Source organism: Microbacterium tumbae (assembly GCF_054780175.1).
Genome location: NZ_BAAGWV010000002.1, coordinates 54,861 through 79,477, shown reverse-complemented (window position 1 = coordinate 79,477; position 24,617 = coordinate 54,861). Strand labels below are relative to the sequence as shown.

At 70.4% G+C, this 24,617-nt stretch carries 24 protein-coding genes; 8 read left to right on the top strand and 16 right to left on the bottom strand.

Features of this window, described 5'->3' with window-relative positions; all coding sequences use genetic code 11:
* Nucleotides 1-74: 74 nt before the first annotated feature.
* The gene (locus ACYVGQ_RS07630) at nt 75-1,028 is read left to right on the top strand and encodes an SDR family NAD(P)-dependent oxidoreductase (protein WP_460784011.1); all 954 of its coding nucleotides are present in this window, start codon (nt 75-77) and stop codon (nt 1,026-1,028) included.
* Between the two features lie 16 nt (nt 1,029-1,044).
* Here ACYVGQ_RS07630 and ACYVGQ_RS07625 read toward each other — a convergent pair whose 3' ends face one another.
* Genes ACYVGQ_RS07625 through ACYVGQ_RS07605 form a run of 5 tightly spaced genes read right to left on the bottom strand, consistent with a single transcriptional unit; the run spans nt 1,045 to nt 7,063 of the window.
* Nucleotides 1,045-2,052: a sugar phosphate isomerase/epimerase family protein gene (locus tag ACYVGQ_RS07625; RefSeq protein ID WP_460784009.1), complete on the bottom strand. Its 1,008-nt coding sequence runs from the start codon at nt 2,050-2,052 to the stop codon at nt 1,045-1,047.
* A complete protein-coding gene (locus tag ACYVGQ_RS07620) occupies nt 2,049-3,176 on the bottom strand; it encodes a Gfo/Idh/MocA family protein (protein WP_460784008.1) in 1,128 nt (375 codons plus the stop codon). Before ACYVGQ_RS07620 ends, ACYVGQ_RS07625 begins: the two co-directional genes overlap by 4 nt.
* Before the next feature lie 57 nt (nt 3,177-3,233).
* Complete coding sequence (locus ACYVGQ_RS07615; RefSeq protein ID WP_460784006.1) at nt 3,234-4,781, bottom strand: GMC oxidoreductase; 1,548 nt, start codon at nt 4,779-4,781, stop codon at nt 3,234-3,236.
* On the bottom strand, nt 4,778-5,722 hold the full coding sequence (locus ACYVGQ_RS07610) for a sugar phosphate isomerase/epimerase family protein (protein WP_460784005.1): 945 nt from the start codon (nt 5,720-5,722) through the stop codon (nt 4,778-4,780). The genes ACYVGQ_RS07615 and ACYVGQ_RS07610 overlap by 4 nt, the downstream gene beginning before the upstream one ends.
* Nucleotides 5,723-5,755: 33 nt before the next feature.
* Nucleotides 5,756-7,063 (bottom strand): MFS transporter, encoded by a 1,308-nt coding sequence (locus ACYVGQ_RS07605; protein WP_460784004.1) that lies wholly within the window; start codon nt 7,061-7,063, stop codon nt 5,756-5,758.
* Nucleotides 7,064-7,172: 109 nt separating this feature from the next.
* Here ACYVGQ_RS07605 and ACYVGQ_RS07600 point away from each other — a divergent pair, with 109 nt between their 5' ends.
* The 3 genes from ACYVGQ_RS07600 to ACYVGQ_RS07590 all read left to right on the top strand — a co-directional run bounded on the left by ACYVGQ_RS07600 (nt 7,173) and on the right by ACYVGQ_RS07590 (nt 9,167).
* Nucleotides 7,173-7,793 carry a TetR family transcriptional regulator gene (locus ACYVGQ_RS07600; protein ID WP_460784003.1) on the top strand — a complete coding sequence of 207 codons (621 nt, stop codon included), beginning with the start codon at nt 7,173-7,175 and terminating at the stop codon, nt 7,791-7,793.
* 169 nt (nt 7,794-7,962) lie between these two features.
* Nucleotides 7,963-8,580, top strand: a complete 618-nt coding sequence (locus ACYVGQ_RS07595) for a DNA-3-methyladenine glycosylase I (RefSeq protein ID WP_460784002.1) — start codon at nt 7,963-7,965, stop codon at nt 8,578-8,580.
* The gene (locus ACYVGQ_RS07590; protein ID WP_460784001.1) at nt 8,577-9,167 is read left to right on the top strand and encodes a DUF1349 domain-containing protein; all 591 of its coding nucleotides are present in this window, start codon (nt 8,577-8,579) and stop codon (nt 9,165-9,167) included. The genes ACYVGQ_RS07595 and ACYVGQ_RS07590 overlap by 4 nt, the downstream gene beginning before the upstream one ends.
* Here the strand turns inward: ACYVGQ_RS07590 and ACYVGQ_RS07585 are convergent.
* Entirely contained in the window at nt 9,139-9,744 is a 606-nt protein-coding gene (locus tag ACYVGQ_RS07585) for a TetR/AcrR family transcriptional regulator (RefSeq protein ID WP_460784000.1), read from the bottom strand. The genes ACYVGQ_RS07590 and ACYVGQ_RS07585 overlap by 29 nt on opposite strands.
* A 99-nt stretch (nt 9,745-9,843) precedes the next feature.
* Here ACYVGQ_RS07585 and ACYVGQ_RS07580 point away from each other — a divergent pair, with 99 nt between their 5' ends.
* A complete protein-coding gene (locus ACYVGQ_RS07580; RefSeq protein WP_460783999.1) occupies nt 9,844-10,596 on the top strand; it encodes an SDR family NAD(P)-dependent oxidoreductase in 753 nt (250 codons plus the stop codon).
* Nucleotides 10,596-11,534, top strand: coding sequence for an SDR family NAD(P)-dependent oxidoreductase (locus ACYVGQ_RS07575; protein WP_460783998.1), 939 nt, complete (start codon nt 10,596-10,598; stop codon nt 11,532-11,534). Before ACYVGQ_RS07580 ends, ACYVGQ_RS07575 begins: the two co-directional genes overlap by 1 nt.
* Before the next feature lie 27 nt (nt 11,535-11,561).
* Here ACYVGQ_RS07575 and ACYVGQ_RS07570 read toward each other — a convergent pair whose 3' ends face one another.
* Both ACYVGQ_RS07570 and ACYVGQ_RS07565 read right to left on the bottom strand, forming a co-directional pair.
* Entirely contained in the window at nt 11,562-12,428 is an 867-nt protein-coding gene (locus tag ACYVGQ_RS07570) for a hypothetical protein (protein WP_460783997.1), read from the bottom strand.
* Between the two features lie 9 nt (nt 12,429-12,437).
* The gene (locus ACYVGQ_RS07565; protein WP_460783996.1) at nt 12,438-13,160 is read right to left on the bottom strand and encodes an AraC family transcriptional regulator; all 723 of its coding nucleotides are present in this window, start codon (nt 13,158-13,160) and stop codon (nt 12,438-12,440) included.
* A gap of 128 nt (nt 13,161-13,288) precedes the next feature.
* On the opposite strand from ACYVGQ_RS07565, the gene ACYVGQ_RS07560 reads away from it, so the two are divergent.
* Nucleotides 13,289-14,743 (top strand): mannitol dehydrogenase family protein, encoded by a 1,455-nt coding sequence (locus ACYVGQ_RS07560; RefSeq protein WP_460783995.1) that lies wholly within the window; start codon nt 13,289-13,291, stop codon nt 14,741-14,743.
* A gap of 15 nt (nt 14,744-14,758) precedes the next feature.
* Entirely contained in the window at nt 14,759-15,214 is a 456-nt protein-coding gene (locus tag ACYVGQ_RS07555; RefSeq protein ID WP_460783994.1) for a hypothetical protein, read from the top strand.
* 5 nt (nt 15,215-15,219) lie between these two features.
* Here the strand turns inward: ACYVGQ_RS07555 and ACYVGQ_RS07550 are convergent, their stop codons facing one another.
* The 8 genes from ACYVGQ_RS07550 to ACYVGQ_RS07515 form a co-directional block, all read right to left on the bottom strand.
* A complete protein-coding gene (locus ACYVGQ_RS07550) occupies nt 15,220-15,672 on the bottom strand; it encodes a hypothetical protein (protein WP_460783993.1) in 453 nt (150 codons plus the stop codon).
* A 23-nt stretch (nt 15,673-15,695) separates the two neighbouring features.
* A complete protein-coding gene (locus tag ACYVGQ_RS07545; protein ID WP_460783992.1) occupies nt 15,696-16,535 on the bottom strand; it encodes a universal stress protein in 840 nt (279 codons plus the stop codon).
* Between the two features lie 94 nt (nt 16,536-16,629).
* Entirely contained in the window at nt 16,630-17,799 is a 1,170-nt protein-coding gene (locus tag ACYVGQ_RS07540) for an ROK family protein (protein ID WP_460783991.1), read from the bottom strand.
* An 80-nt stretch (nt 17,800-17,879) separates the two neighbouring features.
* Nucleotides 17,880-19,232, bottom strand: coding sequence for an ABC transporter substrate-binding protein (locus tag ACYVGQ_RS07535; RefSeq protein WP_460783990.1), 1,353 nt, complete (start codon nt 19,230-19,232; stop codon nt 17,880-17,882).
* Complete coding sequence (locus tag ACYVGQ_RS07530; protein WP_460783989.1) at nt 19,229-20,242, bottom strand: acetylxylan esterase; 1,014 nt, start codon at nt 20,240-20,242, stop codon at nt 19,229-19,231. Before ACYVGQ_RS07530 ends, ACYVGQ_RS07535 begins: the two co-directional genes overlap by 4 nt.
* A complete protein-coding gene (locus ACYVGQ_RS07525) occupies nt 20,232-22,646 on the bottom strand; it encodes a glycosyl hydrolase family 95 catalytic domain-containing protein (protein ID WP_460783988.1) in 2,415 nt (804 codons plus the stop codon). The genes ACYVGQ_RS07530 and ACYVGQ_RS07525 overlap by 11 nt, the downstream gene beginning before the upstream one ends.
* Nucleotides 22,643-23,530, bottom strand: a complete 888-nt coding sequence (locus ACYVGQ_RS07520) for a carbohydrate ABC transporter permease (protein WP_460783987.1) — start codon at nt 23,528-23,530, stop codon at nt 22,643-22,645. Before ACYVGQ_RS07520 ends, ACYVGQ_RS07525 begins: the two co-directional genes overlap by 4 nt.
* The gene (locus ACYVGQ_RS07515) at nt 23,530-24,498 is read right to left on the bottom strand and encodes a carbohydrate ABC transporter permease (protein WP_460783986.1); all 969 of its coding nucleotides are present in this window, start codon (nt 24,496-24,498) and stop codon (nt 23,530-23,532) included. The genes ACYVGQ_RS07520 and ACYVGQ_RS07515 overlap by 1 nt, the downstream gene beginning before the upstream one ends.
* Nucleotides 24,499-24,617 lie beyond the last annotated feature (119 nt).

Sequence of the window (24,617 nt, the reverse complement as noted above, 5' to 3'; positions counted from 1 at the left end):
AGGCCTCCGACGCGCTCGGACGCCGGAAGCCGACAGGACCAGGAAGAGCAGCACGAGAAGGAGAAGGAGTACGCATGACCGCCCGCATCAGCACGCCGTTCGACGCACGATCGACCGCCGAGGAGGTGATCGCCGGCGTCGACCTGCACGGCCGGCGCGCGATCGTCACGGGGAGCGCCGGCGGGCTCGGCCGCGAGACGGCGAGAGCGCTCGCCTCGGCGGGGGCGGAGGTCACGATCGCGGCGCGCGGGCTCGACGCCGCGGAGAGGGTCGCCGCGGAGATCCGTCTCGAGACGGGGAACCCCGGCGTCCGCACCGCGCACCTTGACCTCGCCGATCCCGCATCCGTCGCGGAGTTCGTGCGGAGCTGGTCCGGCCCGCTGCACATCCTCGTCGACAACGCCGGCGTCATGGCCACCCCCGAGCAGCGCACGCCGGAGGGCCGCGAGCTTCAGTTCGCGACGAATCATCTCGGCCATTTCGCCCTCACCGTCGGACTCCACGACGCGCTGCGAGCCGCGGGGTCGTCGCGCGTCGTCGTGCTGAGCTCCGTCGGACACGTCAACGGGCCCGTCCGCTTCGATGATCCCGACTTCACCGCGGAGCCCTACGACCCCTGGCTCGCCTACGCGCAGTCGAAGACCGCGAACATCCTCTTCGCCGTGGAGGCCGCACGACGCTGGGCGGCCGACGGCATCGCCGTGAACGCGCTCAACCCCGGACGCATCTGGGAGACCGGTCTGGGACGCCACATCGAGACCCCGCCGCAGACGTTCGATCCCGCAGGCGCGACGGGAGTCTCCGAGAAGAGCATCGCCCAGGGCGCGGCGACCTCCGTCCTGCTCGCGGCCTCTCCTCTCGTCGATGGCGTCACGGGACGGTACTTCGAGGACTGCCAGGAGGCCGAGCCCTTCGCCCCGGGAATCCGACGGGGGGTCGCTGCGTACGCGATCGACCAGGACGACGCCCGTCGGCTCTGGGACCTCTCCGTCGAGTTGACCGGGGTCGGCGCGGAGCCGGGAGCGTGAGGAAAGGCGGAGCCGTCTACTCCTGCACGGAGAACGCGGCGTCGAAGGACGCCGCCGGAGCCTCCCACAGCATCGAGCGGACGAACTCCAGCGCGTCGGGAGCTCCGCGCAGACGATCCATGCCGGCATCCTCCCATTCGATGGAGATCGGCCCGTCGTATCCGATCGCCCGGAGGGTCCGGAAGCAGTCCTCCCACGGCACGTCGCCGTGGCCGGTCGACACGAAGTCCCAGGCCCGCCGGGGATCGCCCCAGGGCAGATGGGAGCCGAGCACGCCGCGTCTGCCGTTGCGCTCCCTGACGCGCGTGTCCTTGCAGTCGACGTGGTAGATCCGGTCGGCGAAGTCGACGAGGAACGCCACCGGGTCGATGCCCTGCCACATCATGTGGCTGGGATCCCAGTTCAGCCCGAACGCCTCGCGGTGCTCGATCGCCTCGAGCGCCCGTGTCGTGGTGACGTGGTCGTAGGCGATCTCCGAGGGGTGCACCTCGTGGGCGAAGCGGACCCCCTCGCCGTCGAAGACGTCGAGGATCGGGTTCCAGCGGTTCGCGAAGTCCTCGTAGCCCTGATCGATGACCTCCGCAGGAACGGGCGGGAACATCGCGAGATAGGGCCAGATCTTCGAGCCGGTGAACCCGACCACCGTGTCGACGCCCAGCCGCCGGGCGGCCTTCGCGGTCGTCTTCAGCTCCTCGGCAGCACGCTGCCTGACCCCTTCGGCGCCACCGTCGCCCCACACCCGGGACGAGAGGATCGCCCGGTGGCGGAAGTCGATCGGATCGTCGCACACGGCCTGCCCCGCGAGATGGTGCGAGATCGCCCACACGCCAAGGCCGTGCCGCGCGAGCAGGTCTTTGCGCTCGCGCAGATAGCGGTCGTCCTCGACGAGCCGGACGACGTCGAGGTGCTCGCCGGAACAGGCGATCTCCAGTCCGTCGTATCCCCAGCCGGCCGCGCGCGATGCGACCTCCTCGAGCTCGAGATCGGCCCATTGGCCGGTGAACAGCGTGACGGGCGCGGTCATCCTTCTCCTCCATCGATGTCGGTCCAGGCGCGGGACGCCGCCGACCGGGCGACGGCATCCACGATCCGCGCCGCACGGAGCCCGTCGGCGAAGACGGGAAGCCCGTCCGGCCGGTCGCCGCGGATCGCGGCGAAGGTGTCGGCGACGAAGGCGGTGAAGCAGTCCTGGTAGCCCTGGGAATGCCCGGCGGGCACGGAGGCCAGACGGGCGTGGTCCGGCGCCATCGGCGGGGTCCCCCTGGCGATGATCTGCGCGCCGTCGGTCTTCCCGAGCCACGCCGTCTCCGGCTGCTCCTGGTCGAAGACGGCGGATCCCGCGGAGCCGTCGAGCTCGAACCACAGCCGGTTCCTGCGGCCGGCGGCGACCTGGGAGACGACGACGTTCGCCGGCGTCCCCGCCTCGGTCGCGAAGGTCGCGATCGCGATGTCCTCCGTGGTCACCGGTGAGCGCTCTCCCCCGGCGGCGCCGGCGAAGGCCTCCGCCGATCCGGCCGGACGCTCGGGCACGGCGATGGAGAACAGCGCGCTCGTCGCCGCGAGCCGCTCGCCGCTGACGAACTCGACGAGGTCGCACCAGTGCGATCCGATGTCCGCGAACGCCCGCGAGACGCCTCCGGCAGCGTCGTCGACCCGCCAGTTCCCCGTGTCCGGCGAGAGGAGCCAGTCCTGCGTGTACGAGCCGTGCAGGGCGTTCCAGCGGCCGAAGTCCCCGCGCAGTCGCCGTGCGCGCAGCTCCCTGATGAGGGGGTGGTAGCGGTAGACGAAGGGCACGGTCGCGACGAGACCCGACGAGGACGCGAGGCGGGCGAGGCGCTCGGCGTCCTCCGGCGTGGTCGCCAAGGGCTTCTCGCAGACGACGTGGCGGCCCGCTCGGAGCGCGGCCTCGCTGTACGCGACATGCGTGCCGTTCGGCGTGCAGACGTGCACGACGTCGATCCCGGCGCCCAGGAGCGCGTCGAGGTCGGGGAACTCCTCGGCGCCCCATTCCGCCGCCAGGGCGGCAGCACGGCCAGGCCGGGAGCCGAGGAAGCCCGTCACCTCCCCGCCGGCGGCCCGCACCGCTCGCGCGTGCACGGTCGCGATCATGCCGCTGCCGATGATGGCGGCGCGGACGGATGCTGTCATGGTCGGTCTCCTCCTCGGTCGGGCGGGCGCCGGCTCCCGACGCCCGCCCGGTCTGCGTCAGCGGCTGATCGGAGCGCCCGCGGCGAGCTCCTCGCTGAGCGACGACGCCAGCGCGGAGGCGGCGCGCCACGCCAGCGCGACGGTCGTGAGCGTCGGGTTGGCCGCCGTGGCGGTGGGGATGACCCCGTTGCCGCCGACGTAGAGGTTCTCGACGCCCCACACGCGCAGGCGCTCGTCGCAGACGGACGTGCCGTCGTCCACCGCGCCCATGCGCACCGTGCCCTGATAGTGCAGGGACGAGCCGCCCGCCGCCAGTGCCGGCTCCTCGGTGAGAGTGCCGATCCGCTCCGCGGAGCGGATCGAGTTCGCCCTCATCTCGGCGATCGTCTCGAGGTCCCGTTCGGTGCGCGAGTACCGGATCGACATCTTCGGCATGCCGTAGAAGTCCGTCTCGGTGTCGCTGAACTCCACGGCGTCCTCCGCGCGGACGTCCTTCGCGGCGTACCACGCGAGGATCCCGAGCCGCATGGCCGCCGCGTCGTCGCCGATCGCGAGCGCGTACGGCGACCCCGCCAGCGCCATGACGCCGCCCTGCATCGGCCGCTCGTCCGAGAATGGGATCAGCACGTAGCCCAGCCCCCGGGGGTCGCGCTCGAACGCGGCGGGGTCGAACTCGTCGGACAGCAGCACGAACGACGCCATCTGGAAGTGCTCGTTGAGGTGACGCCCCAGCGCTGCGGGGCGGATGCCGGACGCGAACAGCACCTGCGGGGTCCGAAGGCCGTCGGCGCAGACCACCACGCGCGCGGCGCGCACGGTGTAGCGTTCACCGGTCGTCCTGTCCTCCAGCTCGGCTCCGACGGCGACGCCGTCCTCGACGACCACCCGACGCGCGAGGGTCTCTGGGCGCAGCTCGAACCCGGGCACGGAGTCCTCGATCTCGCCGAGGATCACGCCGGTCCCGGAGAAGGTCAGCCGCTCCCCCTCCCAGTGGGTGGCGCTCGGCATGAAGCCGACCGGCGTCAAGCCGGGACCGTCGAACTCGTCGGACATGGCCTGGTAGATCTTCGCGGCGAGGCCCGCGCCCGGAGGCGTCTGCACGGTGACGCCCAGCACGGACTCGGCGTGCGCGAGCGCGGCATCCATGTCCTCCTCGGGGATGAACGGGATCCGCTCCGACTGGTGCGGTCGAGGCGTCGAGGTGCCCCAGTGGATGCCCATCCCTCCTACACCTGTCGACATGCTCGCCGCCGGCAGCCCCACTTCGCCCTCGCGCAGCGCCGGCCGCGGATCGACGAAGTGCAGTCCGGGGAGGATCGTCTGGCGGAACTCCAGACTCGGATCGAGACCCTCCGCGATGTCCTGGAGGGCGGCGGCGCGCTCCACGCCGGCCTCCGGCCCCTGCGTGAGCAGCTGGACCGCGGCCCGTTCCTCGTCCGTCATGTTCTGCGTGTGGTCGCCACGGAGACCGGGCACGCGCGGCCCGAGCTCCACCATGAGGATGCGTGCGTGCGGGACCTGCTCGCCGATCGTCCTGGCGTACATCGACCCCGCGGGGCCGCTGCCGATGATGAGGACGTCGACGTCGTCGGTGCGGACGGTCATGCCTGCACCTCCGCCGCCTGGCGGGCGACGTCGAGCACGCGCGCGCTCTTCGCCCAGGGATCGCCGCCCGTCCCCTCGTATTCGACGGTGAGCGGCCCGTCGAATCCGTGGGATCGCAGGATGCCGATGGCCCGATCGAGATCGACGGGACGGACGACGCCCTCATCGTCCACATCGTGCGCCTTGACGTGCACGAGCTCGGCACGCGGCGCGAGCTCTTCGATCCCCGCGTAGACCGATGTCAGGTCGACGTTCTCGAGCAGGGCGACGGGGTCGACGGCCGGCGCGCCCTCCGGCTGGAACATGAGCGCCATGACGGGCTGCATGAGGGCGTCGAAGTTTCCGAGGTCCAGAAGGAGCCCCAGGTGCTCGGCGCCGACGGCGTCGAGCAGCCCGAGCATCCAGGCCGGGTCGCTGCTGGGGCCGCCGTGGTTCTCGACGAGCAGGCGGCTGCCCAGCGCGTTCGCGTGGTCGCCGAGCTCGACGAGCGCGTCGACGAGGTGCGCGGGCGGCCGATCGCCATGATGCGGGCTGAACGGCGATCCGGGGTTGACGCGCACGAACCGCGCTCCCATCCCGGCGAAGCGGGCGATCCAGCGCTTGAGCTCTGCGATATCCGCCGCGCGCTTCGCGTCGTCCGCCTCGAGCAGGTCGCCGGCATCGATCGCCACGTTCAGCAGACGCACGCCCGACGCTCTGAGGCCTTCCGCGAAGGCGTCGAGCTCCGGATCGTCCAGGCCGTCGCGGAACTGGAACGCGACCGTCTCGATCTGGTCCACCCCGAAGGCCTCCTTGGCCCTGGCGGGGAATTCGGCGAGCGTCGTGAGGCTCTCGTAGGGGAAGGAGAAGGTGTGCGTCTCCCCCTGCGGGTCGGTGAAGCTGAACTCGACGGGTCCGAGATGCTCTCGGACGCTGTACGAGGACATGGCGAGGGTGGTCATTCCTGGTCTCCTGTTCGGTGGGAAGGGTCTGGGTCAGGCGGTGACGGCGGGTTCGCGGCTGATCTGCGCCCAGCGCGGGTCGCCCTCCCTGCCGATCTCGGGCAGGCGCAGCACGAGGAGCGCGCCGACGATGCCGATGACCGCGAGCGTGACGTAGAGGGCGCTGAAGCCGCCGATCCCGAGCAGCAGCGGGGCGATGAACGGCACGAACGACTGCGGGAGCGTGTTCGCCATGTTGATGATCGCGAAGTCCTTGCCCGCGTTCTCCGCACTGGGGAGCATCCGCACGCACAGGGCGCTGTCGATCGAGAAGAACAGCCCGGTGCCGAGCCCGAGGATCCCGACGGCGAGGTAGACGACCTCGATGGTCGGGGCGAAGGCCTGCAGCACGAGGGCGCCGGCCGCGAGGAGTCCTGCGGCGATCACGAACGGCTTCTGCCTGCGGATCCGGTCGGAGATCGGCCCGGCGACGACGCTCGTCACCGCCAGGAGGCCCACCGAGATGAGGGAGAGCGTCAGGACGCTGCCCCCGACCTCCTCCGGCGAGATGCCGAAGCGGTCCATGAGGAAGAACGCGTTGTAGGTGCCGCTCGCATAGGCGCAGGTGAGGAGGAAGCGCACGAGCCATGCCCAGCCGAAGGCGGGGTGCTTGCGGGGGTTCAGCCAGAACGACAGCAGCAGCTGCTTCAGGTTCAGCCCGGCCTGGTCGGGTGCCGGCGTGTGCTGCGGGTCGCGCAGGATGATGACGGCGACGACGCCGAGGACGACGGAGATCCCTGCGACCGTCGCCCACTGGGCGACGGGATCGGTCAGGGCGCTCACGGCCGCGATGCCGGCGAGGGGGCCGAGGGCCCCGGCGAGGCCGACGAAGCCGGAGACCGTGCCGCGGCGGTGGATGGGCACCTGATCGGCGAGCAGCGCGTTCGTCGCGGCCTGCTGGAAGTTGAAGAGGGTCTGGGTGAGGCACCAGATGAGGGCGACCTGCCAGATCTCGGTCGTGAAGGCGAAGGCGAAGACGGCGAGCGAGCCGCCGATGGATCCGGTGAGGATCCAGGTGCGACGGCGGCCGAAGCGTGCGGCGGTGCGATCGCTGATGCGCCCGGCGAGCGGATTGGCGACGAGGGCGAACAGGGCGCCGATGCCGGTGATGAACCCGAACGCCGCAGCGGCGTCCGCGCCGGCGATGCGAGTGGTCTGCAGGGTGAGCAGAAGCTGAAGGGGCGTGAGCAGAGCGATCAGGGCGCCGACGTTCGAGGAGAACATCGCCGCGATGAGGCGGGGAAGCGGGGTGGCGGGTCTGAGGGGCAGTTCGTCGACGGCTGCGTCGGTTCGGGTGGTCATGGCACTCCAATGTGCGTGAGAGTCATTCCAAAATGGAAGTGACTCCCAATATGGAGGATCACCCGATTCTTTGTCAAGCGCGGCCCCCGGACGATCTAGACTCGTGTCCGTGGGACTCCGGGAGATGAAAGCCGCACGCACGCGACGCCAGATCGCGGAGGTCGCCGTGTCCGCTTTCATCGAGCAGGGATACGACGAGACGACGATGGAGCAGATCGCCGAAGCGGCGGAGATCGGCACCTCCACGCTCTATCGGTACTTCCCCAGCAAGGAGCTGCTGATCCTCGAGCCGTTCTCCGAGGTCCTCGACTACGCGCACTTCCTCCGCGCGCGTCCGGCCGACGAGCCCGTCGGCGAGGCGCTGGCCGGCGCTCTCCTCGATCTCGCCGACGAGTTCGCCGACCCCGCCCGCCGCATCACGGAGATCCGCCGGATCATCGACGCCTCGGCCGTTCCGCGCGCGCGGCTGTGGGACGTGTTCCTCGACAGCCGTGCGGAGTTCGAGACGGCGCTCGCCGAGCGCATGGGGCTCGCGCCGACCGACCACGCCGTGCAGATCTCCGTGGGAATCGCGCTGGACATCTTCTACCGCGTCGACGAGCAGTGGAAGGGCGACCACGACAAGGACTACCGTGTGCTCTTCCGCGAGGCCCTCGCCTCGCTCGGCTCGACGGAGATCGTGATGCCGAGGCTCCCCCTCGCGGTCACCGCACAGGCGCCGCATTCATAAGGAGGCGGGGCTTCGAGGGGCGATGCCTGGAAGCCCCGCGACCGGGTCGCCGTCGGATCCCGGCCCGACCCCGGCTAGGCGACGTCCGTCGCGACGGCCAGAGCCCTGGCGGACTCGATGTCGGCACTGACGAGTATTCTGAACCGTACAGTCCAACCGAAGGAGTGAGATGACGCGCATGGAGCAGATGCCGGATGCCGGGTTCGACGTGGACGACGGAACCTGCGGGTGGGCGAACGGCACCGCCGAGATGCGCGCCTACCACGACACGGAATGGGGCGTGCCCTCCTCCGACGACCGGCATCTCTTCGAGATGCTCACGCTCGAGGGCGCGCAGGCCGGGCTGTCCTGGCTGACCGTCCTGCGGCGGCGTTCCGGATACAAGAGCGTCTTCGCCGACTTCGACGCCGCCGAGCTCGTGGCTTGGGGCGACGATCGCCTGCTGGCCCTGATGCAGGACGAGCGGATCATCCGCAACCGGGCGAAGATCCTCTCCGTCCGGACCAACGCGCAGGCGCTGCTGCGCCTGCGCGAGGAGTCCGGCTCGTTCTCCGACTACCTGTGGGACCGCGTCGGGGGTGCGCCGATCGTGAACAGTCCTCGGACGCTCGCCGATCTCGTCCCCTCGTCTGCGCTCTCGGACTCGATCAGCAAGGATCTGAAGAAGCGGGGATTCTCCTTCGTGGGGACCACGATCGTGTACGCGTTCCTCGAAGCGGTCGGGATCGTCGACGATCACCTCGTCGACTGCCCGAGGAAGAGGACGAGCAAGGGAGAGAGCCGATGAGCGAGACCATCGCCTGGCACGAAGGGCAGTGGCGGAATCCGCCTGTCAGGACGGCGACCACGTCCCTCGGCGCCCTCGTCGCCGAGGCCGCCGAGGGCAGCGATGCCTGGCGCACGACGTCGTACGGCTTCGTGCACGACACCGAGCACGCCCTGCTGCGCCCGTTCGCGCCGGGGATGGCGATCGAGGTGGACTATCTCCCCCGCATGTCGCAGCAGTTCGACCAGGCCGGGCTGATCGTCCGGTTCGACGACGAGCACTGGATCAAGGCCGGGACGGAGTTCGCCGACGGCCTTCCGCGCATCGGCGCCGTCGTCACCGACGGGCTGTCGGACTGGTCCTCCGCCCCTGTCCCCGGCTGGAACGAGCGACCGATCCGGATTCGCGCGAGCTGGGCCGACGACGCGCTGACCGTCAGGGCCGGCCTCGTCGGAGAGCCCCTGCAGTTCATCCGGCTCGCCCCCTGGCCCGCGATCGCCGATCGGGCCGTGTCCGCCGGCCCCTACCTCTGCGCGCCGACCCGCTCGGGCTTCGAGACGGAATTCCTCGCCTGGCGCGTCACTCCGGCGGACGACTCTCTGCACTGAGGCTTCGCAGGTGGTCGAGAGCCGCGCGCAGCGACGGCTCGAGGTAATCGAGCGTCCCGGTCGCCTTGTCGACCACGGCGCCGCCCTGCAGAGCCGTCAGGAACAGTGCGGCCAGCGCATCGGCGTCCGCCTCCTCGCGGAGGAGCCCTGCGGCGGTCATCGACCGGAGGCCTGAAGCGAGATGGGCGTGCCAGACGGTGAAGCTGCGGCCGAGCAATGCCCGCTCGGCGGGATCGGAGTCGAGGATCCGCCCGGCGAGAGCCGCGACCTCGCAGGCGTCCTCCCTGGTCTGCAATCGATGGAGGCGGATGATGCCCTCGATCCAGCGCTCCCACGCCGTGAAGGTATCCAGCTCCGCCGTCGACTCGACGGCGAGCCGCTGGAGCTGCTGCTCCGTCGCGGCGCGGATGAGCTCCTGCTTGCCCCCGGGGAAGTAGTGGAACAGCTGTCCTTTGCTCGTCCGGGTGACGGCGAGGATGTCATCGAGGTGGACCGCCTCGCGGCCTCCGCGGACGAGAACCTCGACGGCGGCGTCGAGGATGCGTGCCTTCGTGGCGGTTCCCTTCGCGGTGGTCATGGCGCGATTCTATCATTCTGGACTTGACAGTCCAGAGGATCGGATCTCATAGTGGACTTCACAGTCCATAAAATACGCACCCCGGGGAGAACCGCATCCATGAACCTGAAGAATCAGACCGCCCTCGTGACCGGAGCGACGAGCGGGATCGGGAAGGCCATCGCGCTCGCGCTCGCCGCCGAGGGCGCCGCCGTGCTCGTCCACGGACGTGATCGCGCCAGGGTCGACGCCGTGGTCGAGCGCATCCGCAGCGCCGGCGGAACGGCGCTGCCCGTCGTCGCGGATCTCAGCGCAGGACCGGATGCCGTCCGGTCCCTCGTCTCGAACGCCCTGTCGTCCGCCGGTGACGGTGGCGTGGACATCCTCGTCAACAACGCCGCGGCCCTGATCCCCGGCCAGTCGATGCTCGACGTGACCGACGAGCAGCTGGCCGTCGCCCTGGCGGTGAACATCGCCGCCCCGATCGTGCTCACCGCGGGAATCGCCCCTGGCATGCAGAGCCGCGGGCGCGGCATCATCGTGAACATGGGATCCAACGCCGGGACGATCGGCATGGCCGCCGCCGGCCTGTACGGCGCGAGCAAGGCCGCGCTGCACTCCCTCACGCGCTCCTGGGCCGACGAGCTCGCTCCGAGCGGCATCCGGGTCAACGCGATCGCGCCCGGTCCGACCGTCACGGAGGACAACGCCGCCCACCGCGAGCACCTGGAGGCGCTGACGCTGCAGCATCCCGATCGCCGACCAGGGACCTCCGAGGAGGTCGCCGGCCTCGTCGTTTTCCTCGCAAGCCCTGCCGCGGCTCACATCCACGGTGCGATCATCCCCATCGACGGCGGATCCACGGCCATCTGATGACGATCCCCGAGACTCCCTGGAATCCCGCCGAGCTTCCCGACGCCCGCGATCGGGTCTTCGTCGTCACCGGCGGCAACGCCGGCATCGGCTACTTCATCAGCGAGCAGCTCGCCGCCGCAGGCGCGAGCGTCGTGCTGGCCTCGCGCAGCGAGGCGAAGGCGCAGCTCGCCATGCAGGCGATCACCGCGAAGGTGCCGGGCGCCCGGCTGGGCCGCATCGCGCTCGATCTCGCCTCGATGGCCTCCGTCCGCCGCGCCGCCGACGAGATCGGAGGCCTCGAGCGCGTGGACGGGCTCGTCCTCAACGCCGCGTCCCTCATGCAGAGGCGGCGGCGGGAGACGTCCGACGGGCACGAGCTCGTGTTCGGGACGAACTTCTCCGGCAACGTCCATCTCCTCTCGGGCGTCCTCCCCCACCTCGAGAGGACACCCGGAGCGCGGATCATCACGATGGGCAGTGTCGCACAGAGGATCGGGCGCCTCGACCTCGACGACCTCGAGCAGACGCGCGGCGCCTACCGCGGATTCCGCGCCTACGGGACCGCGAAGCTCGCGCAGATGCTGTTCGCCCTCGAACTCGACCGGAGACTGCGCGCGGCCGACCGCGATCTCATCAGCCTCATCGCCCATCCCGGCGGCGCCGTCGACGCCCTGACCCCCGATCGGGCGCCGGCCTTCGCGCGGACGGACCGTCAGCGCCGATCCGCGCCGCTGATGCGCCCGTTCGTGCAGGGCAAGGACCGTGCCGCCTGGCCCGCGGTGCGAGCGGCTCTCGATCCTCGCGCCGAGGGCGGGCAGATCTGGGGTCCCGGATCCGCCACGGGTACCCGTCCCCCGCGCCTGGACACCCTGCGCGGGCCGGTGAACGACGTGGATCTCGCCGGGGAGCTCTGGCGGCATACGATCTCGGAGCAGGGTCTCGCGTTCGAGCTCTGATCCTGGCCGGCGGCACAGCGACCGCCCTCAGCGGGCGATGCTTCGAGGGATCCGATCATGCGCGTACAGGGTGCTCAACGCCTCGAGGGTGACGATGCCGCGCCATTCGACTTCCTGCCCTGGCGACCAGTGCAGGAAGTCGAAGTCCCAGCCGCCGTCGTCCAGCTGCTCGCGCTCGAGCTGATCCAGCCCCTCCTCGATCACGTCATCGCTGAAGAGGGCACGACTCGGCGCCCCGGGCCGGGGTGAGAGCTGCAGCGGTGTGACGCGCTCCCCATCGACCCCGCCAGGGATCGGAATGCCGCCATCGGAGTCGAGGCTCGGCCGGAACCGCTCGACGGCCTCCGCCGCACGCGGCCCTTCCGGCACGGCATCGATGAAGCTCAACGCGAAGACCGCCTCATAGCCGGCGAGCTCCCTCGTCTCGATCTGGCCCCAGCACCACGCCGTCGCAGGGCCAAGCCAGGAGTGGCGCGCACCGAGGCTCCACAGGTGCGCAGCCGTGCGGAACGTGAGGAAACCGGCGTCGCCGGGCTGCATCCACGGCGCGCGAGGATACGCAGAGGCCGACGACAGCACATGCGGCACGCTCCCATCCGGCAGGGCGATCGATCGCAGCCAGTCGGCGGTCGCCGCCACCAGCGGATCGCCCGAAGCACCGATCCGCGCGAGCACGCCCAGGGCGGACATCGCCGCCGAGACCTGGCTGTCGGGGCCTCGCAGATCAGGCTCGAGGGCATGCCCCCACCCGCCATCGACCGTGCGATAGGCGCGCAGAGCGGCGAGAGCCGTATCCGCCGGTGCGCCGTCGAGCAGCACCGCGGCGAGATGCCGCTCCAGCACGCGCGCGCCGTCGTAGAGGAACCTTCGGGCGGCTTCGAGATCGATCGTCATGTCCCCACGCTACGCAGCGGTCAGCGACGCGTCTTCCAGGAATCGGACCGGCGCGAGCCCGGTGAGCCGCCGCACCTCATCCGACATGTGCGTCTGACTCGCATAGCCGGCGAGAACGGCGCGCTCGGCGAGCGCCGGCGTCCCCGGCCGACCGGACAGCGCGATCAACCGGCGGAGTCGGGCCACCCGTCCCAGCGTCTTGGGGCCGTACCCGATCGCGGCGACGGTCCGACGATGCAGATGCCGCTCGCTCACCCCGAGATCCGCAGCGACCGATCCGACCCGCGCAGACCCGGCCCTGAGCAGGCGAGCGGCGGCGGCGACGAGAGCGTCCGGCTCCGTCCTGCGCCCCAGGCCCCACTGAGCCAGCAGCGCGCGCCGATCCGCCGACTCGGCGGCGAGGTCGTCGATCAGCATCGCCGGATCCTCCGGGAGGACCGCTGTCGCCGGCACGCGCCGGTCCCGCACCTCCGATGCGGGGATGCCCAGCACGGCTCCTGCCGCGCCCGGCTTGAGCCGGATTCCACTGATCGACTGACGACCCGTCGCGATGTGGACGACGGGGCCGGTGTCGGCGCCGACGACGAACAGCTCGCCGTCCATCCACACCAGGTCGACGCATCCGTCCGGGATCACCCGCTGCTCGTCTCCCGCACCCCGGTCGTTCTCCCACAGGCACGCGACCAGGGAGCGCAGCTGCGCCGGCGGCGCGAACTCCCGGTAACGCCCCATCCGGACACTCTAACGCCGCACCGACGAGATGCTCAGCCGCATAGAATCGTCTGACGATGATGCGACTCCGCCCCTTGGAGATCCGCGTCAGGTTCCGCCCGCCCCACAGGAGAGGCAGCTGACACGCGATGACCGAAGCCCTCAGTCCGCTCGCCTACGACCGCAGCCGGGTCACCGCCGGGATCATGCACTTCGGGGTGGGCAACTTCCACCGTTCCCACCAGGCGATGTACGTCGACGCCCTCCTGCGGGATCCCGAGACGTTCGAGGCGACGAGGACCTGGGGCATCTGCGGCGTCGGCGTGCTGCCCGGCGACGTCCGGATGCGCGACGCACTCCGCGGACAGGACTACGAATACACCCTCGTCGAGCGCCGCCCCGACGGCACGGCGCCGGCCTCCCGCATCGGATCCATCGTCGACTTCCTCCACGCGCCCGAAGAGATCGACGCGGTCCTGGAGCGCCTGGCAGCCCCTGCGACGCGCATCGTCTCATTGACGATCACCGAGGGCGGCTACAACATCAGCGACATCACCGGCGAGTTCGACGTCGCGAATCCGACGATCGTCGCGGATGCCGCGCCCGGCGCCTCGCCGGCCACGGTGTTCGGCATCGTCGTCGCAGGCCTCCGGCTCCGTCGGGAGCGGGGCATCGCCCCCTTCACGATCATGTCCTGCGACAACATCGAGGGCAACGGCGACGTCGCCCGCGGCAGCTTCACCGCGTTCGCGCGGCTCATCGATCCCGAGCTGGCGGCATGGATCGAGTCCTCGGTGTCCTTCCCGAACAGCATGGTCGACCGCATCACGCCCGTCACCACGGACGCGGACCGCGCCTGGGTGCTCGACCGGTACGGCGTCGAGGATGCCTGGCCGGTGCTGAGCGAGGACTTCGTCCAGTGGGTTCTCGAGGATCGCTTCCCCCTCGGTCGTCCCGGCTTCGAGCGGGTCGGCGTGCAGCTGGTCGAGGACGTGCGCCCCTACGAGCTGATGAAGCTCCGCCTCCTCAACGCCGGCCACCAGGCGCTCGCGTACACCGGAATCCTCGCCGGATACGAGTTCGCCCATGAGGGTGCCTCCGACCCCGTGATCGCGGCGTTCCTCCGCGCCTACATGGATCGGGAGGCCACTCCGACGCTCGCGCCCGTTCCCGGCGTGGGTCTCGACGCCTACAAGGACCGGCTCCTCGAGCGCTTCGCGAATCCGTTCGTGCGGGACACGCTGGCGCGTCTCGCGACGGACGCGTCCGACCGCATCCCGAAGTGGCTCGTCCCCGTCATCCGCGAACGCCGGGCCTCGGGCGAAGGGTCGCCGCTGAGCGCCGCCGTGATGGCCGGATGGGTGCGGTACGCCGAACGCCGCGCGACGGCCGACGACGTGCCCTTCCGCGACCGTCAGGAGGCGGCGGTCCTGGATGCCGTCGACCGGAATGCCGACGATCCCGTCGGCTTCCTCCGCAATCCGGACTGGTTCGGCGATCTCGCCGATGACGATGTCTTCGTCGCCGACTATCTCGCCGCGCTCGGAGCCTTCCGCCGGGAGGGCGATCCCCGTCCTCTGATCGAGCGTCTCGTCCGGGGCTGACGGTCGCGCAGGCACGTGGGCTTCTCATGGATCGGGCTGGCGGTGGGTCTGGCCGTCCTCGCGCCGAACCTCCTCCTGATCCGGTTCCCTCCGGTCGAGGGCATGCCGGCGTTCCGCCCTCCTGCGGCTCTGTCCTGGCTGGAACGCGCAGGTCAGGCGCTGTGCCTCGTCGTGCCCGCGATCACCGAACCGGGTGAGTTCACGATCGGGTGGGCCGCCGTGAGCGGAGCGGCGCTGCTGGGATACTACGGCCTGTGGGCACGGTACCTGCGTTCCGGACGACGGGTCGCGACGCTCTACCGATCGCTGTGGATCCTCCCCCTCCCCATGGCGATCCTGCCGGTCGTGGTGTTCCTCGCCACCGCCGCGTGGCTCGGCAATCCCTGGATCGCCGTGGCCGCGCTGATCCTCGCCGCCGGGCACGTACCCGTCGCCCTCCTGACCAGGCGGGCCGTCGCCGATCCGGCATGACGGCCTCAGCGCGCGTCGCGCCCGAGGAAAGGTCGCGGCCAGGCGCCGAGGGCGAGGACGGCCAGCACGGTCTGGACGAGGCCGGCGATGAAGTAGACACCGTGCAAGGGCGACCAGACGAGCATGATCGCGATCTCGACGAAGATCCAGATCATCATCGTCAGGCCCGCCGCGGCATGCATGCCCCAGGCCGCACGGAACCTCCGGTACTGCGTGAAGAGCGCCGCCGCCTGCACGCCGCCCACGACGACGCCGAGGATCACCCCCGGCCAGAAGTAGGAGGTGAAGACGCTCCCCTCGAGCCACTCCAGCGGGATGCCCAGGCCTCTGCCGACGGTGAGCCCGACCCCTCCGACGAGCGCGGAGAGCAGGCTGAACCCTGCGACGGCGGCGAGCACGATCCCCAGTGCTCTCGGCGGGCGCCCCGGCTCCGGAGGGGACGGCGTGCGATGACTCACGAGAGGAGACCCCGACCGTGCCGCTACCGGACGACGGCCGTCGGCGCGACGAGGGAGGAGAGCACCTCGTGGCTGATGGAGCCCAGGAGGAATCGTGCGACCGCTCCACGCCCGTGAGAGCCGACGACGGTGAGCCGTGCGGAGGCCGCGGCCTCGTTGATCGCGCGCGAAGGATAGCCGCGGCGGATGAGGCGCTGGATCTCCAGGTCGGGATAGGTCTGCCGGAGCCCGGCGAGCGACAGCGCGAGAGCCTCCTCGGTGAGCGCCTGCATGGAGCGCAGGTACTCCTCCGGATACACGACCGGATTGCCGGGGACGGCCAGCGGCGTCCAGGCCGCGACCGCGATGAGGGGCTCGCCGAGTCGATCAGCCTCGGATGCCGCGAAGGCGATCGCCGCCTCCGACACCGGCGATCCGTCCACGCCGACGACGACGCCGCTCCGGGCGGAGATGTCCAGGTCGGGGACGACCACGACGGGGCATGCCGCCCCTGCGACGATCCGGATGCCGTGCACACCCCGCGAAGGGCCGGCGCCATGCCCGCGGTAGTCGCTGCCGATCACGAGCAGCGACTCGCCCTCGGTGGCGGCGACGATCTGCCTCACCGGGTCTCCGCGGAGCACCTCGACGTCCACGGTCAATCCGGATCCGCGCAGGGCCACGGCCTTCTCCTCCAGCAGCTCCTGTGCGGCGGCGACGGCCTCCCCCACCACCGAGCCTTCGCCGACGGCCCCGACCGCTCCCCCGACGACGGAGACCAGGAGCACCGGCGTCCGCCGACCCCGCGCGCGATCCGCCGCCCAGTTCAGGGCCCGTTCCCCTGCCGACGTGTCGACCACACCGACCACAATGCGTCCGCTCATCACCGAACCTCCTCTTCCCTCTTCCTAGCAGGAAGGAGTGCGGAGCGGGGAGCGATCCGGCCGTGGAAAACTCACAGGACCCGCTCGCCCTGCGCTACTGCTCGACGATCGACCGGATGAGCGAGGCCGCCGCTCCCCTGGCCCAGTCCTCGAAGGTGTGCGGGCGGGTGACGATCCGGCACCGGGAAGCCGCGCCGAACGCGTGCTCCCGGAAGGATCGACGGAGATTCTCGTCGAACAGGTCGAAGTTCGACACCGCCTCGCCGCCGATGATGACCAGCTCGGGACCGGTGAGATTCACGAGACTCGCGATCGCGGTCCCGATCAGCTCTGCGGCGACGCGGAACGCATCACCGGCCGCGGCATCCCCTGCGTGGGCGAGCGCGACGGCCTCCTCGATCGACACCGCACGTCCGTGCGCGCGGGAGACGGTCTCGACGATGGCCGGGGTCGCGGCCACCGCCTCGACGCAGCCACGACGACCGCATGGGCAGACGTGCTCGGGCGAGGCGAGCGGAAGGTGCCCGATCTCGCCCGCAACGCCGTACGCTCCCTCGACCACCTCCCCGTTGACGTGCAGTCCGCTGCCGATGCCGCGTCCGATCGTGACGATCGCGAACGACTCGGTGCCGACGCCGACGCCGAACCAGTGCTCCCCGATCGTGAGGGCGCGGACGTCGTTCTCGACGAGCACGGGGAATCCCACGCGGTCGGCGATCCTGTCGCCCAGCGCAACGCCGCTCCAGCCCATGATCGCCGACTCGCGCACGACGCCTCGCGTCGAGTCGACGTCGCCCGACACCGCGACGCCGACGCCGACGACGGTCGAGGCGCTGCCGTCGAGGCCGCTCAAGAGCACGTCGCACATGCGGACGATCGCGTCCACCACACGGGACTCGTCCCGCGAGTCCAGCGGCATACGGTGCGTCGTCAGCACGCGCGTCGTGAGATCGGTCGCGACGCCGACGAGCTCGTCGAACGTGACCTTGACCCCCAGCAGCGTCAGCGCATCCGGCACCACGGCGACCGGGGTCGCAGGACGCCCCGGCATCCCGTCGCGCTGGGCGCCGACGGTGTCGACCACGAGCCCTGCGGCCGCCAGCGGCGTGACCGCCTTCGTGACGGCCGCCTGCGACAGCCCCGTCAGCCTCGCGATGTCGATGCGGCTGATGGGGCTGCGCGTCAGGATCGTCGTGAACACGCGCGTCGCCGCCGCCGACGACGACCTCAGCAGGGTCGCCCGTTCGGCCGTCTGGTCCGTCACGAATGTCGCCTCTCCGCTCGCCGGTGACACTACGGTATCGGGGCGGGGTGCGCTCGAACGCGCGCCCCGCCCCGACGCGGTCACTCGGCGAGGATCTCCTCGCTGCGCTGCGCCATCTCGGCGAACACGTCGTCGTCGCGCTCTCCCGTGAAGAACGCCTCGAACATCGGCTGGATCGTGTCGACGATCTCCTGCCCGTTGGCCGTCGGCGGCGCCGGGTACAGCACGCCGTCGTTGAGCGCGTCCACGAAGCTGGAGATGTCGAGCCCCGCCTCCGCCTGGGCGTCGACCGTGGCCTGCAGCGCCTCGGCGATCGAGGGGAGGAAGGTCGCGTCGACGCCGGCGGCCGTCTGGCACTCCACCGAGCCCATGTAGGTGACCCACTTCCAGGTCTCGTCCACGTGCTTCGTGCCGACGAACACGTTGTTCGCGTTGGAGTTGCTGATCATCGAGCGCCCTTCGGGACCCTCCACGGTCGGGGCGATGCCGACGGGGACGTCGGGGATCTTGGTGATGGCGGTGGCGTCCCACGTCCCGCCCTGCACCATGGCCACCGAGCCGGAGCCGATCTGCTCCGCACCCGAGACGGTGAACTGGCCGAAGGCCGGCATGAGGCCGCGATCCCCGAGTCCGCGCACGTAGTCGAGCGTCTTCGCGAAGTCCGGGTCGTCGTACGGCAGCTTGGTCGGCCAAGCCGTCGCGTCGCCGCCCAGACGCCAGCCGAGCGTCGAGACGAAGGAGTTCCACGATGTCTGGCCGTTGAAGTCGCCCGAGGCGAGGCTGCCGATGCCGTAGGTGGCGATGTGATCCTTGTCGAAGCCGGCTTCGTCGCCGCGCACGTCGTTCTCATCGATGGTGAGACGGGCGACGATGTCGTCGAACGTCCCGCCGTCGTCGGGGTTCCAGGTCATCGTCCGGATGTCGTCGGCGGTCAGGCCCGCCTCGGCGACCTTGTCCTCGTTGAAGTAGATCGCGGCTCCCGCCCAGTCCAGCGGAATGCCGTACTGCTTGCCGTCGGTGTACTTCCACGAGTCGACTCCGATGTCGAACACCGACAGGTCGTATCCGGTTTCCGCGATGAGGTCGTCGAGCGCCATGATCTGGCCCTGCCCGGCGTAGGCGCCCAGCAGCGGAACGCTGTTCTGGAACGCGTCCGGTGCGGTGCCTGCGACGAAGCCGGTGGTGAGCTTGGTGAAGTAGTCGTCCACGGCGTACTGGGAGATCTTCACCGTGATTCCGGGGTTGGCCTCCTCGAACGCAGGGATGCACGAGCGGTAGGACTCCGCCTGCCGCTCGTCCCACGTCCACCAGTTCACGGTCGCCTGCCCGTCGGCACCGCCCTCGTCGCCCTGATCCGACGGCGCGCACGCCGCCAGTCCTGAGATGGCGATGCCCGCGAGCACCGTGCTCGCGATGATCCGCTGCTGTCTCATAGTTCCTCACTCTGGTGTGGGGCGCCGCCTTCGGCGCCCGTTCGGTGTGTTGTGGTGGGTCCGGCGCCGGGTGCGAGATGCGCCGCGGCGAAATCCTGGGCGTTCTCCTCGTCGAGCTCGCCTCCTGCCTCGTGGCCGTTGTAGGGCCAGAGCACGACGCGCTTGGGTCCGGCGTATGCCGTGAAGGCCGGGAGCACGGAGGCAGGTGGAGTGACGCCGTCCCGCAGCCCCGTGCTCAGCAGGGCCGGGGCCTTGGCGCGCCGGGCGTGCAGGACGCCGTCGAAATAGCGGAGCGTGTCCAGCGCGGTCGCCGCCTCGAGCGGACGATCGGCGAGGTGCTGGGCGAGCACCGTGTAGGGGAACTCGGAGCTGAGCTCGACGATGCGGTTCAGCTCGCACAGCGCCGGCGCCTGGATGATGACGGCGGCCAGATCGGGGATCAGACCGGCCATGGCCAGGGCGATGCCGCCGCCCTGGCTCGCGCCCGCCGCGCCCACCCGGCTCTCATCGACCTCATCGAGACGACGCAGGGCGTCGACGGCGCGGACCGCGTCGGCGAACACCCGCCGGTAGTAGTAGTCCTTCGGCGACGCGATGCCGCGCACCAGGAAGCCTCCGGACGACGGTCCGCCGCGCACATCGTCGTCGGTGTCGCCGTGCCCCTGCCCTCGTGCATCGACGACGAGGTGCGCATAGCCGGCGGACGCCCACCTCAGATCGCGCAGAGCATGGCCGCGTCCGTTCCCGTAGCCCGTGAACTGCACCATCCCCGGGAGCGGCCGGGCGACTCCTCTCGGCATCCGCAGCCACGCCCGCACGGTGCTCCCGCCGAATCCTCGGAAGCTCACGTCGTGGACGTCGAGGGTCTGCAGACGTGTCGGGTGCGCCGTCACGCGCAGGTCGAGGTCGGATGCTCGGACCTGCTCGATCGTGTCGGCCCAGAAGGCGTCGAAGTCCACCGGTTCCGTCTGCGTCGTCGGCACGTCGATCAGCCCGGTCTCACCGTGCACCGCGCACCTCCAGAGCGGAGCCGAGCACGATGACGCCGGAGGCCGGCAGCGCGATGCGCCGCTCGTGATCGCCGAGGCGGACCGCGATCCCCCGCTCCGATCCGAGCAGGTCGCGGATCGCGGCCGACACGAGCGTTCCGGCCTCCCAGTCCAGATCGACCTCGATGCCACCGCGGGCGCGCAGCCCCGTCACCCGACCGCTCGGCCAGGCCTCCGGCAGGGCGGGGAGCAGATGGAGCCCGTCGTGACTCTGCAGGAGCATCTCGGCGATCGCGGCGGGGAAGCCGAGGTTCCCGTCGATCTGGAACGGAGGATGGGTGCTGAACAGGTTCGGCAGCAGACCGCCCCACTCCGATCCGTCCACGGGCGCGTGACGTCCGACGATGCCGTCGTAGGGGGTCAGCGCCTCGTCGAGCAGCCGGTGGGCGGCGCCGGCATCGCCCAGCCTGGCGCGCAGCGCGATCTTCCACGCCCACGACCACCCCATCGCGCCGGGACCGCGCGCCTCGAGGAAGCGACGCGCCGCCTCGGCGAGCTCGGGCGTGCGCTCAGGAGTGATGTCCTCGAGCGGATAGAGCCCCACGAGCGGCGAGAGGTGGCGGTGATGGGGCTCGTGCTCGACGACGTCCTGCGACCACTCCCGCAGCCGTCCGTCGGCGCCGATCCCCACGGGAGCCAGCGCGGTCCTGGCAACGGCGGCCTCCGCCGCGACGACGTCGTCGATACCGAGCGCCTCCGCGGCGATCACGACGCGATCGAACAGGGCGCCGATCAGCGCCAGGTCCATCGTCGCCGTCGGTCCCACCGCCTGCGGACGCCCATCGGGGCCGACGAAGGAGTTCTCCGGAGAGGTCGAGGGCACGGTCACGAGCACTCCGCCGTCCTCGACCAGCCAGTCCAGGCAGAACTCCGCCGCTCCGCGCAGGAGCGGCCAGATGCGGTCGCGCAGCAGATCGAGATCGCGCGAGTAGTCCCACCGATCCCAGAGGTTGTGGCACAGCCACACGCCGCCCATCATCCAGATCGCCCAGCTGGGAGCGCCGTGGCCCATGCCCACCGGCAGGCTCCAGCCCCACAGGTCGCTGTTGTGATGAGCGACCCAGCCGCGAGCGCCGTAGAGGTCGCGGGCGACCTCGCGCCCGGTGCGCGCGAGGCGCTCCACGAGGGAGATGAGCGGCTCGAAGGAGTCCGTCATGCCCAGAACCGGCGCCGCCCAGTAGTTCATCTGGGTGTTGATGTTGATCGTGTAGTTCGACGACCAGGCGGGGCGCAGCTCCTCGTTCCAGATGCCCTGGAGGTTGGCGGCCGGCCCGCCGGAGCGGGAAGCCGACTGGAGCAGATAGCGCCCGTACTCGGCGGCGACGGTCGCGCGCAGGGCGTCGTCGTCACCACGGAGCACATCTGCTTCGACGTCCCAGAGCCCGCCGCGCCGGCCGCCGATCGCGAACCGCGCCGCCGCGACCTCTCGAAGGTCGGCGACGTGCTCGTCCCAGCGCTGCCGAGCGGTGCCGCCGGCGGCGGTCTCCGCTCGCGCACGGGCCTGGTCCCGGATCGTCTCCCGTGAGACGGTCCGCCACTCCTCGTCCGGCGCGCCGGCCCACCACGACTCGGCGCGGCTGGATGACGAGAGGGCGATCAGCAGCCGGCCGGCACCGGTGACCCCGAGGACGGAGTCGTCGACGGCGGCAGCGGTGCCGTCGCTTCGCACCGCGACGGACGCGGCGGCGAAGGCATCGAAGGCGATCCCCTGAGCGTCGGACGCGAACGTCAGCGCGGGGACCACCGAAGGCTCGTGCAAGGGGGCGCCGTCCACGGGCGCCTCGACGTCGAGCGTCGCGCCGTCGCCGCGGACCTCCCGTCCGGCGACGCGCAGCGGCGAGTCGAGCGCGATCGCGACGTCGAGCACCGGCGCGTCGGCGACGAGCTCGATCAGCAGCGCCCGGGCAGGAGCGGACACCCAGGAGCGGCGGCGCACCGGCACGCCCCGCACCGTCAGCTGCTCCTCGACCACGGCGTCGTCGAGGTCGAGGACGCGGGCGGGGACGCCCTCGGCGGGGAGAGCTCCGACGACGTCGACGACGAGGTCGACGAACGGCAGATACTCCTGCGAATAGCGACCCTCGAAGGTGAGCAGCAGCTCGTTCGCGAGGCGGAGGTCTCCGGATCGGAGGGCGGAGCGCACCTGCGCGAGACGCTCGGGTCCCGCGCCGCCGGCGACGACCCGCTCGCGCTCCCTGGCGGGGCCGTCCGGATCGCCCGACCAGACGGTGGCGTCGTTGATCTGATAGCGCGCCCGCGCGCCGCCGAACACCATCGCCGCGAGCCTGCCGTTGCCGATCGGGATCGCCTCGGTCCACTCGGACGCCGGGGAGCGCCAGGCGAGTCTCAGGTTCTGCTCGCTCATTTGAGACCCGTGAATCCGATCGAGTTGACGATGCGCTTGCCGAAGGCCATGAACAGGATGAGCATCGGAAGGGCCGCGACGAGGGTGGCCGCCATCAGGCCGGCCCAGTCCGGCTGGGACTGCGGCGAGGACTGCTTGAACACCGCCAGGGCGAGGGTCAGCGGCTGCACAGACGAGTCGGTCGTGACCAGCAGCGGCCAGAAGTAGTCGTTCCACATGCCGATGAAGCCCAGGATCGACAGGGTGATGATGGGGCCGCTGGTCATCGGCAGCGTGATGCCGAACAGCACTCGCAGTCGTCCGGCGCCGTCCAGCAGCGCCGCCTCCTCCGTCTCCGTGGAGAGCCCCAGCATGAACTGACGCAGGAAGAAGATGTTGAAGGCGGAGAACAGTCCGTAGGGCAGGATCATTCCGGCGAAGGTGTTGAGCAGGCCGAGCTCCTTGATGAGCACGAAGTTCGGCAGGAGGGTGAGGATGCCCGGCACCATGAGCGCCGCGAGGAACATCGAGAAGACGAGCTCCCTCCCCCGCCACTGCAGCCGCGCGAACGCATACGCGGCCAGTGTGGAGAAGAACACGACGAGGGCGGTGGACAGGGTCGCGTAGACGATCGAGTTGAGCAGGTAGGGAGCGAGGTCAATCGAGGCTCCCGATCCTCCCTCGGCGAGCGATTCCTGGGGCGTCGCCAGGCCGAGCACCCGGCGGAAGGGCCCCCACGTGAAGTCCACCGGCAGGAGGGAGGACGGATCGGCGAGCAGCGCGTAGTTGTCCGAGAGCGCCGTGCGCAGGATCCAGTAGAAGGGGAAGATCGTGACGAAGAGGATCGCGATCAGATACGCCCAGGCCGCGAGGCGGCCGATGCCGAGTCTGCTGCGGATGCGCATCAGCTGTTGTCCGATTCGTTGGCCTTCAGCAGGCGCATCTGCAGGAAGGTGATGACGATGAGAATGGCGAAGAGCGACAGTGACATCGCGGCGGCGTAGCCGAAGTCGAACTGCCCGAACGCCTTGCTGTAGATGTACATCTGCAGCACGTTCGACGCGTTGGCCGGTCCGCCCTTGGTGGTGACCGCGACGATGTCGAACACCTGGAACGCTCCGATGACGTTGAGAACCAGGACGAGCGCGATGATCGGCCGCAGCAGCGGAAGGGTGAGCCGGAAGAACATCTGCGTCTCGCTCGCCCCGTCGATCCGGCCGGCCTCGTAGATCGACGGCGGGATCGTCTGCAGCCCGGCGAAGATGATGATCGAGGTGTAGCCGAGGTTCTTCCAGACGTGGATCAGCGCGAGCGAGGGGATCGCGAGGCCCCGGGAGGTGAGGAACTGCACGCCGTCGCCGCCGAAGGCCTCGATCGCGATGTTGACGATGCCCAGCTGGGTGTCGAGCATCCACGACCAGACCGTCGCCGCGACCACGGAGGAGATGAGGAACGGCAGGATGATGAGACCTCGGATGACCGTCGACGATGTGAGCCGGTGCAGGATGGCGGCCGTGGCGACCGACAGGATCATCGTGAGCCCGACGGCGAGGGCGACGAAGTAGACGGTCACGCCCAGGGCCGACCAGAACACGGCATCTGCGAACATCTCGGCGAAGTTGTCTATGCCGACCCATTCGGGAGGGGTGAGCACCCTGAACTCGGTGAAGCTGAGATAGATCCCGCGCAGAGTCGGATACACGGCGAACACGAGGAATCCGATCATCGCCGGCGCGATGAGGATCCATGCCAGACGTGCGTCTCCGCGATGAGACGGGGCCGCCGCGTTCACAGGACGGCGCGGACTGCGTCGACGCGGGGCGCCGGGAACGGGCGGCAGCGGCGCCACGGATTCGGTTTCCAAGAGCGTCATCGGTCTTCCTCTTCTGTTCCCCGTCACTGGGGGCGTGCCACGGATCGGAGGCCGGGTCGGCCGCGATTCGGGCTTGCAGCGTCAGAGTAAACATGATTTATTGACATTGTCAAGTAATA

Excerpts from the sequence above, each read along its gene's own strand:
- ACYVGQ_RS07595 (WP_460784002.1), top strand. The coding sequence starts at position 7,963 with ATGACGCGCATGGAGCAGATGCCGGATGCCGGGTTCGACGTGGACGAC.
- ACYVGQ_RS07520 (WP_460783987.1), bottom strand. The coding sequence starts at position 23,530 with ATGCGCATCCGCAGCAGACTCGGCATCGGCCGCCTCGCGGCCTGGGCG.
- ACYVGQ_RS07605 (WP_460784004.1), bottom strand. The coding sequence starts at position 7,063 with ATGACCACCCGAACCGACGCAGCCGTCGACGAACTGCCCCTCAGACCC.
- ACYVGQ_RS07545 (WP_460783992.1), bottom strand. The coding sequence starts at position 16,535 with ATGAGCGGACGCATTGTGGTCGGTGTGGTCGACACGTCGGCAGGGGAA.
- ACYVGQ_RS07615 (WP_460784006.1), bottom strand. The coding sequence starts at position 4,781 with ATGACCGTCCGCACCGACGACGTCGACGTCCTCATCATCGGCAGCGGC.
- ACYVGQ_RS07570 (WP_460783997.1), bottom strand. The coding sequence starts at position 12,428 with ATGACGATCGATCTCGAAGCCGCCCGAAGGTTCCTCTACGACGGCGCG.
- ACYVGQ_RS07580 (WP_460783999.1), top strand. The coding sequence starts at position 9,844 with ATGAACCTGAAGAATCAGACCGCCCTCGTGACCGGAGCGACGAGCGGG.
- ACYVGQ_RS07625 (WP_460784009.1), bottom strand. The coding sequence starts at position 2,052 with ATGACCGCGCCCGTCACGCTGTTCACCGGCCAATGGGCCGATCTCGAG.
- ACYVGQ_RS07620 (WP_460784008.1), bottom strand. The coding sequence starts at position 3,176 with ATGACAGCATCCGTCCGCGCCGCCATCATCGGCAGCGGCATGATCGCG.
- ACYVGQ_RS07610 (WP_460784005.1), bottom strand. The coding sequence starts at position 5,722 with ATGACCACCCTCGCCATGTCCTCGTACAGCGTCCGAGAGCATCTCGGA.
- ACYVGQ_RS07565 (WP_460783996.1), bottom strand. The coding sequence starts at position 13,160 with ATGGGGCGTTACCGGGAGTTCGCGCCGCCGGCGCAGCTGCGCTCCCTG.
- ACYVGQ_RS07630 (WP_460784011.1), top strand. The coding sequence starts at position 75 with ATGACCGCCCGCATCAGCACGCCGTTCGACGCACGATCGACCGCCGAG.
- ACYVGQ_RS07590 (WP_460784001.1), top strand. The coding sequence starts at position 8,577 with ATGAGCGAGACCATCGCCTGGCACGAAGGGCAGTGGCGGAATCCGCCT.
- ACYVGQ_RS07525 (WP_460783988.1), bottom strand. The coding sequence starts at position 22,646 with ATGAGCGAGCAGAACCTGAGACTCGCCTGGCGCTCCCCGGCGTCCGAG.
- ACYVGQ_RS07575 (WP_460783998.1), top strand. The coding sequence starts at position 10,596 with ATGACGATCCCCGAGACTCCCTGGAATCCCGCCGAGCTTCCCGACGCC.
- ACYVGQ_RS07560 (WP_460783995.1), top strand. The coding sequence starts at position 13,289 with ATGACCGAAGCCCTCAGTCCGCTCGCCTACGACCGCAGCCGGGTCACC.
- ACYVGQ_RS07585 (WP_460784000.1), bottom strand. The coding sequence starts at position 9,744 with ATGACCACCGCGAAGGGAACCGCCACGAAGGCACGCATCCTCGACGCC.
- ACYVGQ_RS07535 (WP_460783990.1), bottom strand. The coding sequence starts at position 19,232 with ATGAGACAGCAGCGGATCATCGCGAGCACGGTGCTCGCGGGCATCGCC.
- ACYVGQ_RS07515 (WP_460783986.1), bottom strand. The coding sequence starts at position 24,498 with ATGACGCTCTTGGAAACCGAATCCGTGGCGCCGCTGCCGCCCGTTCCC.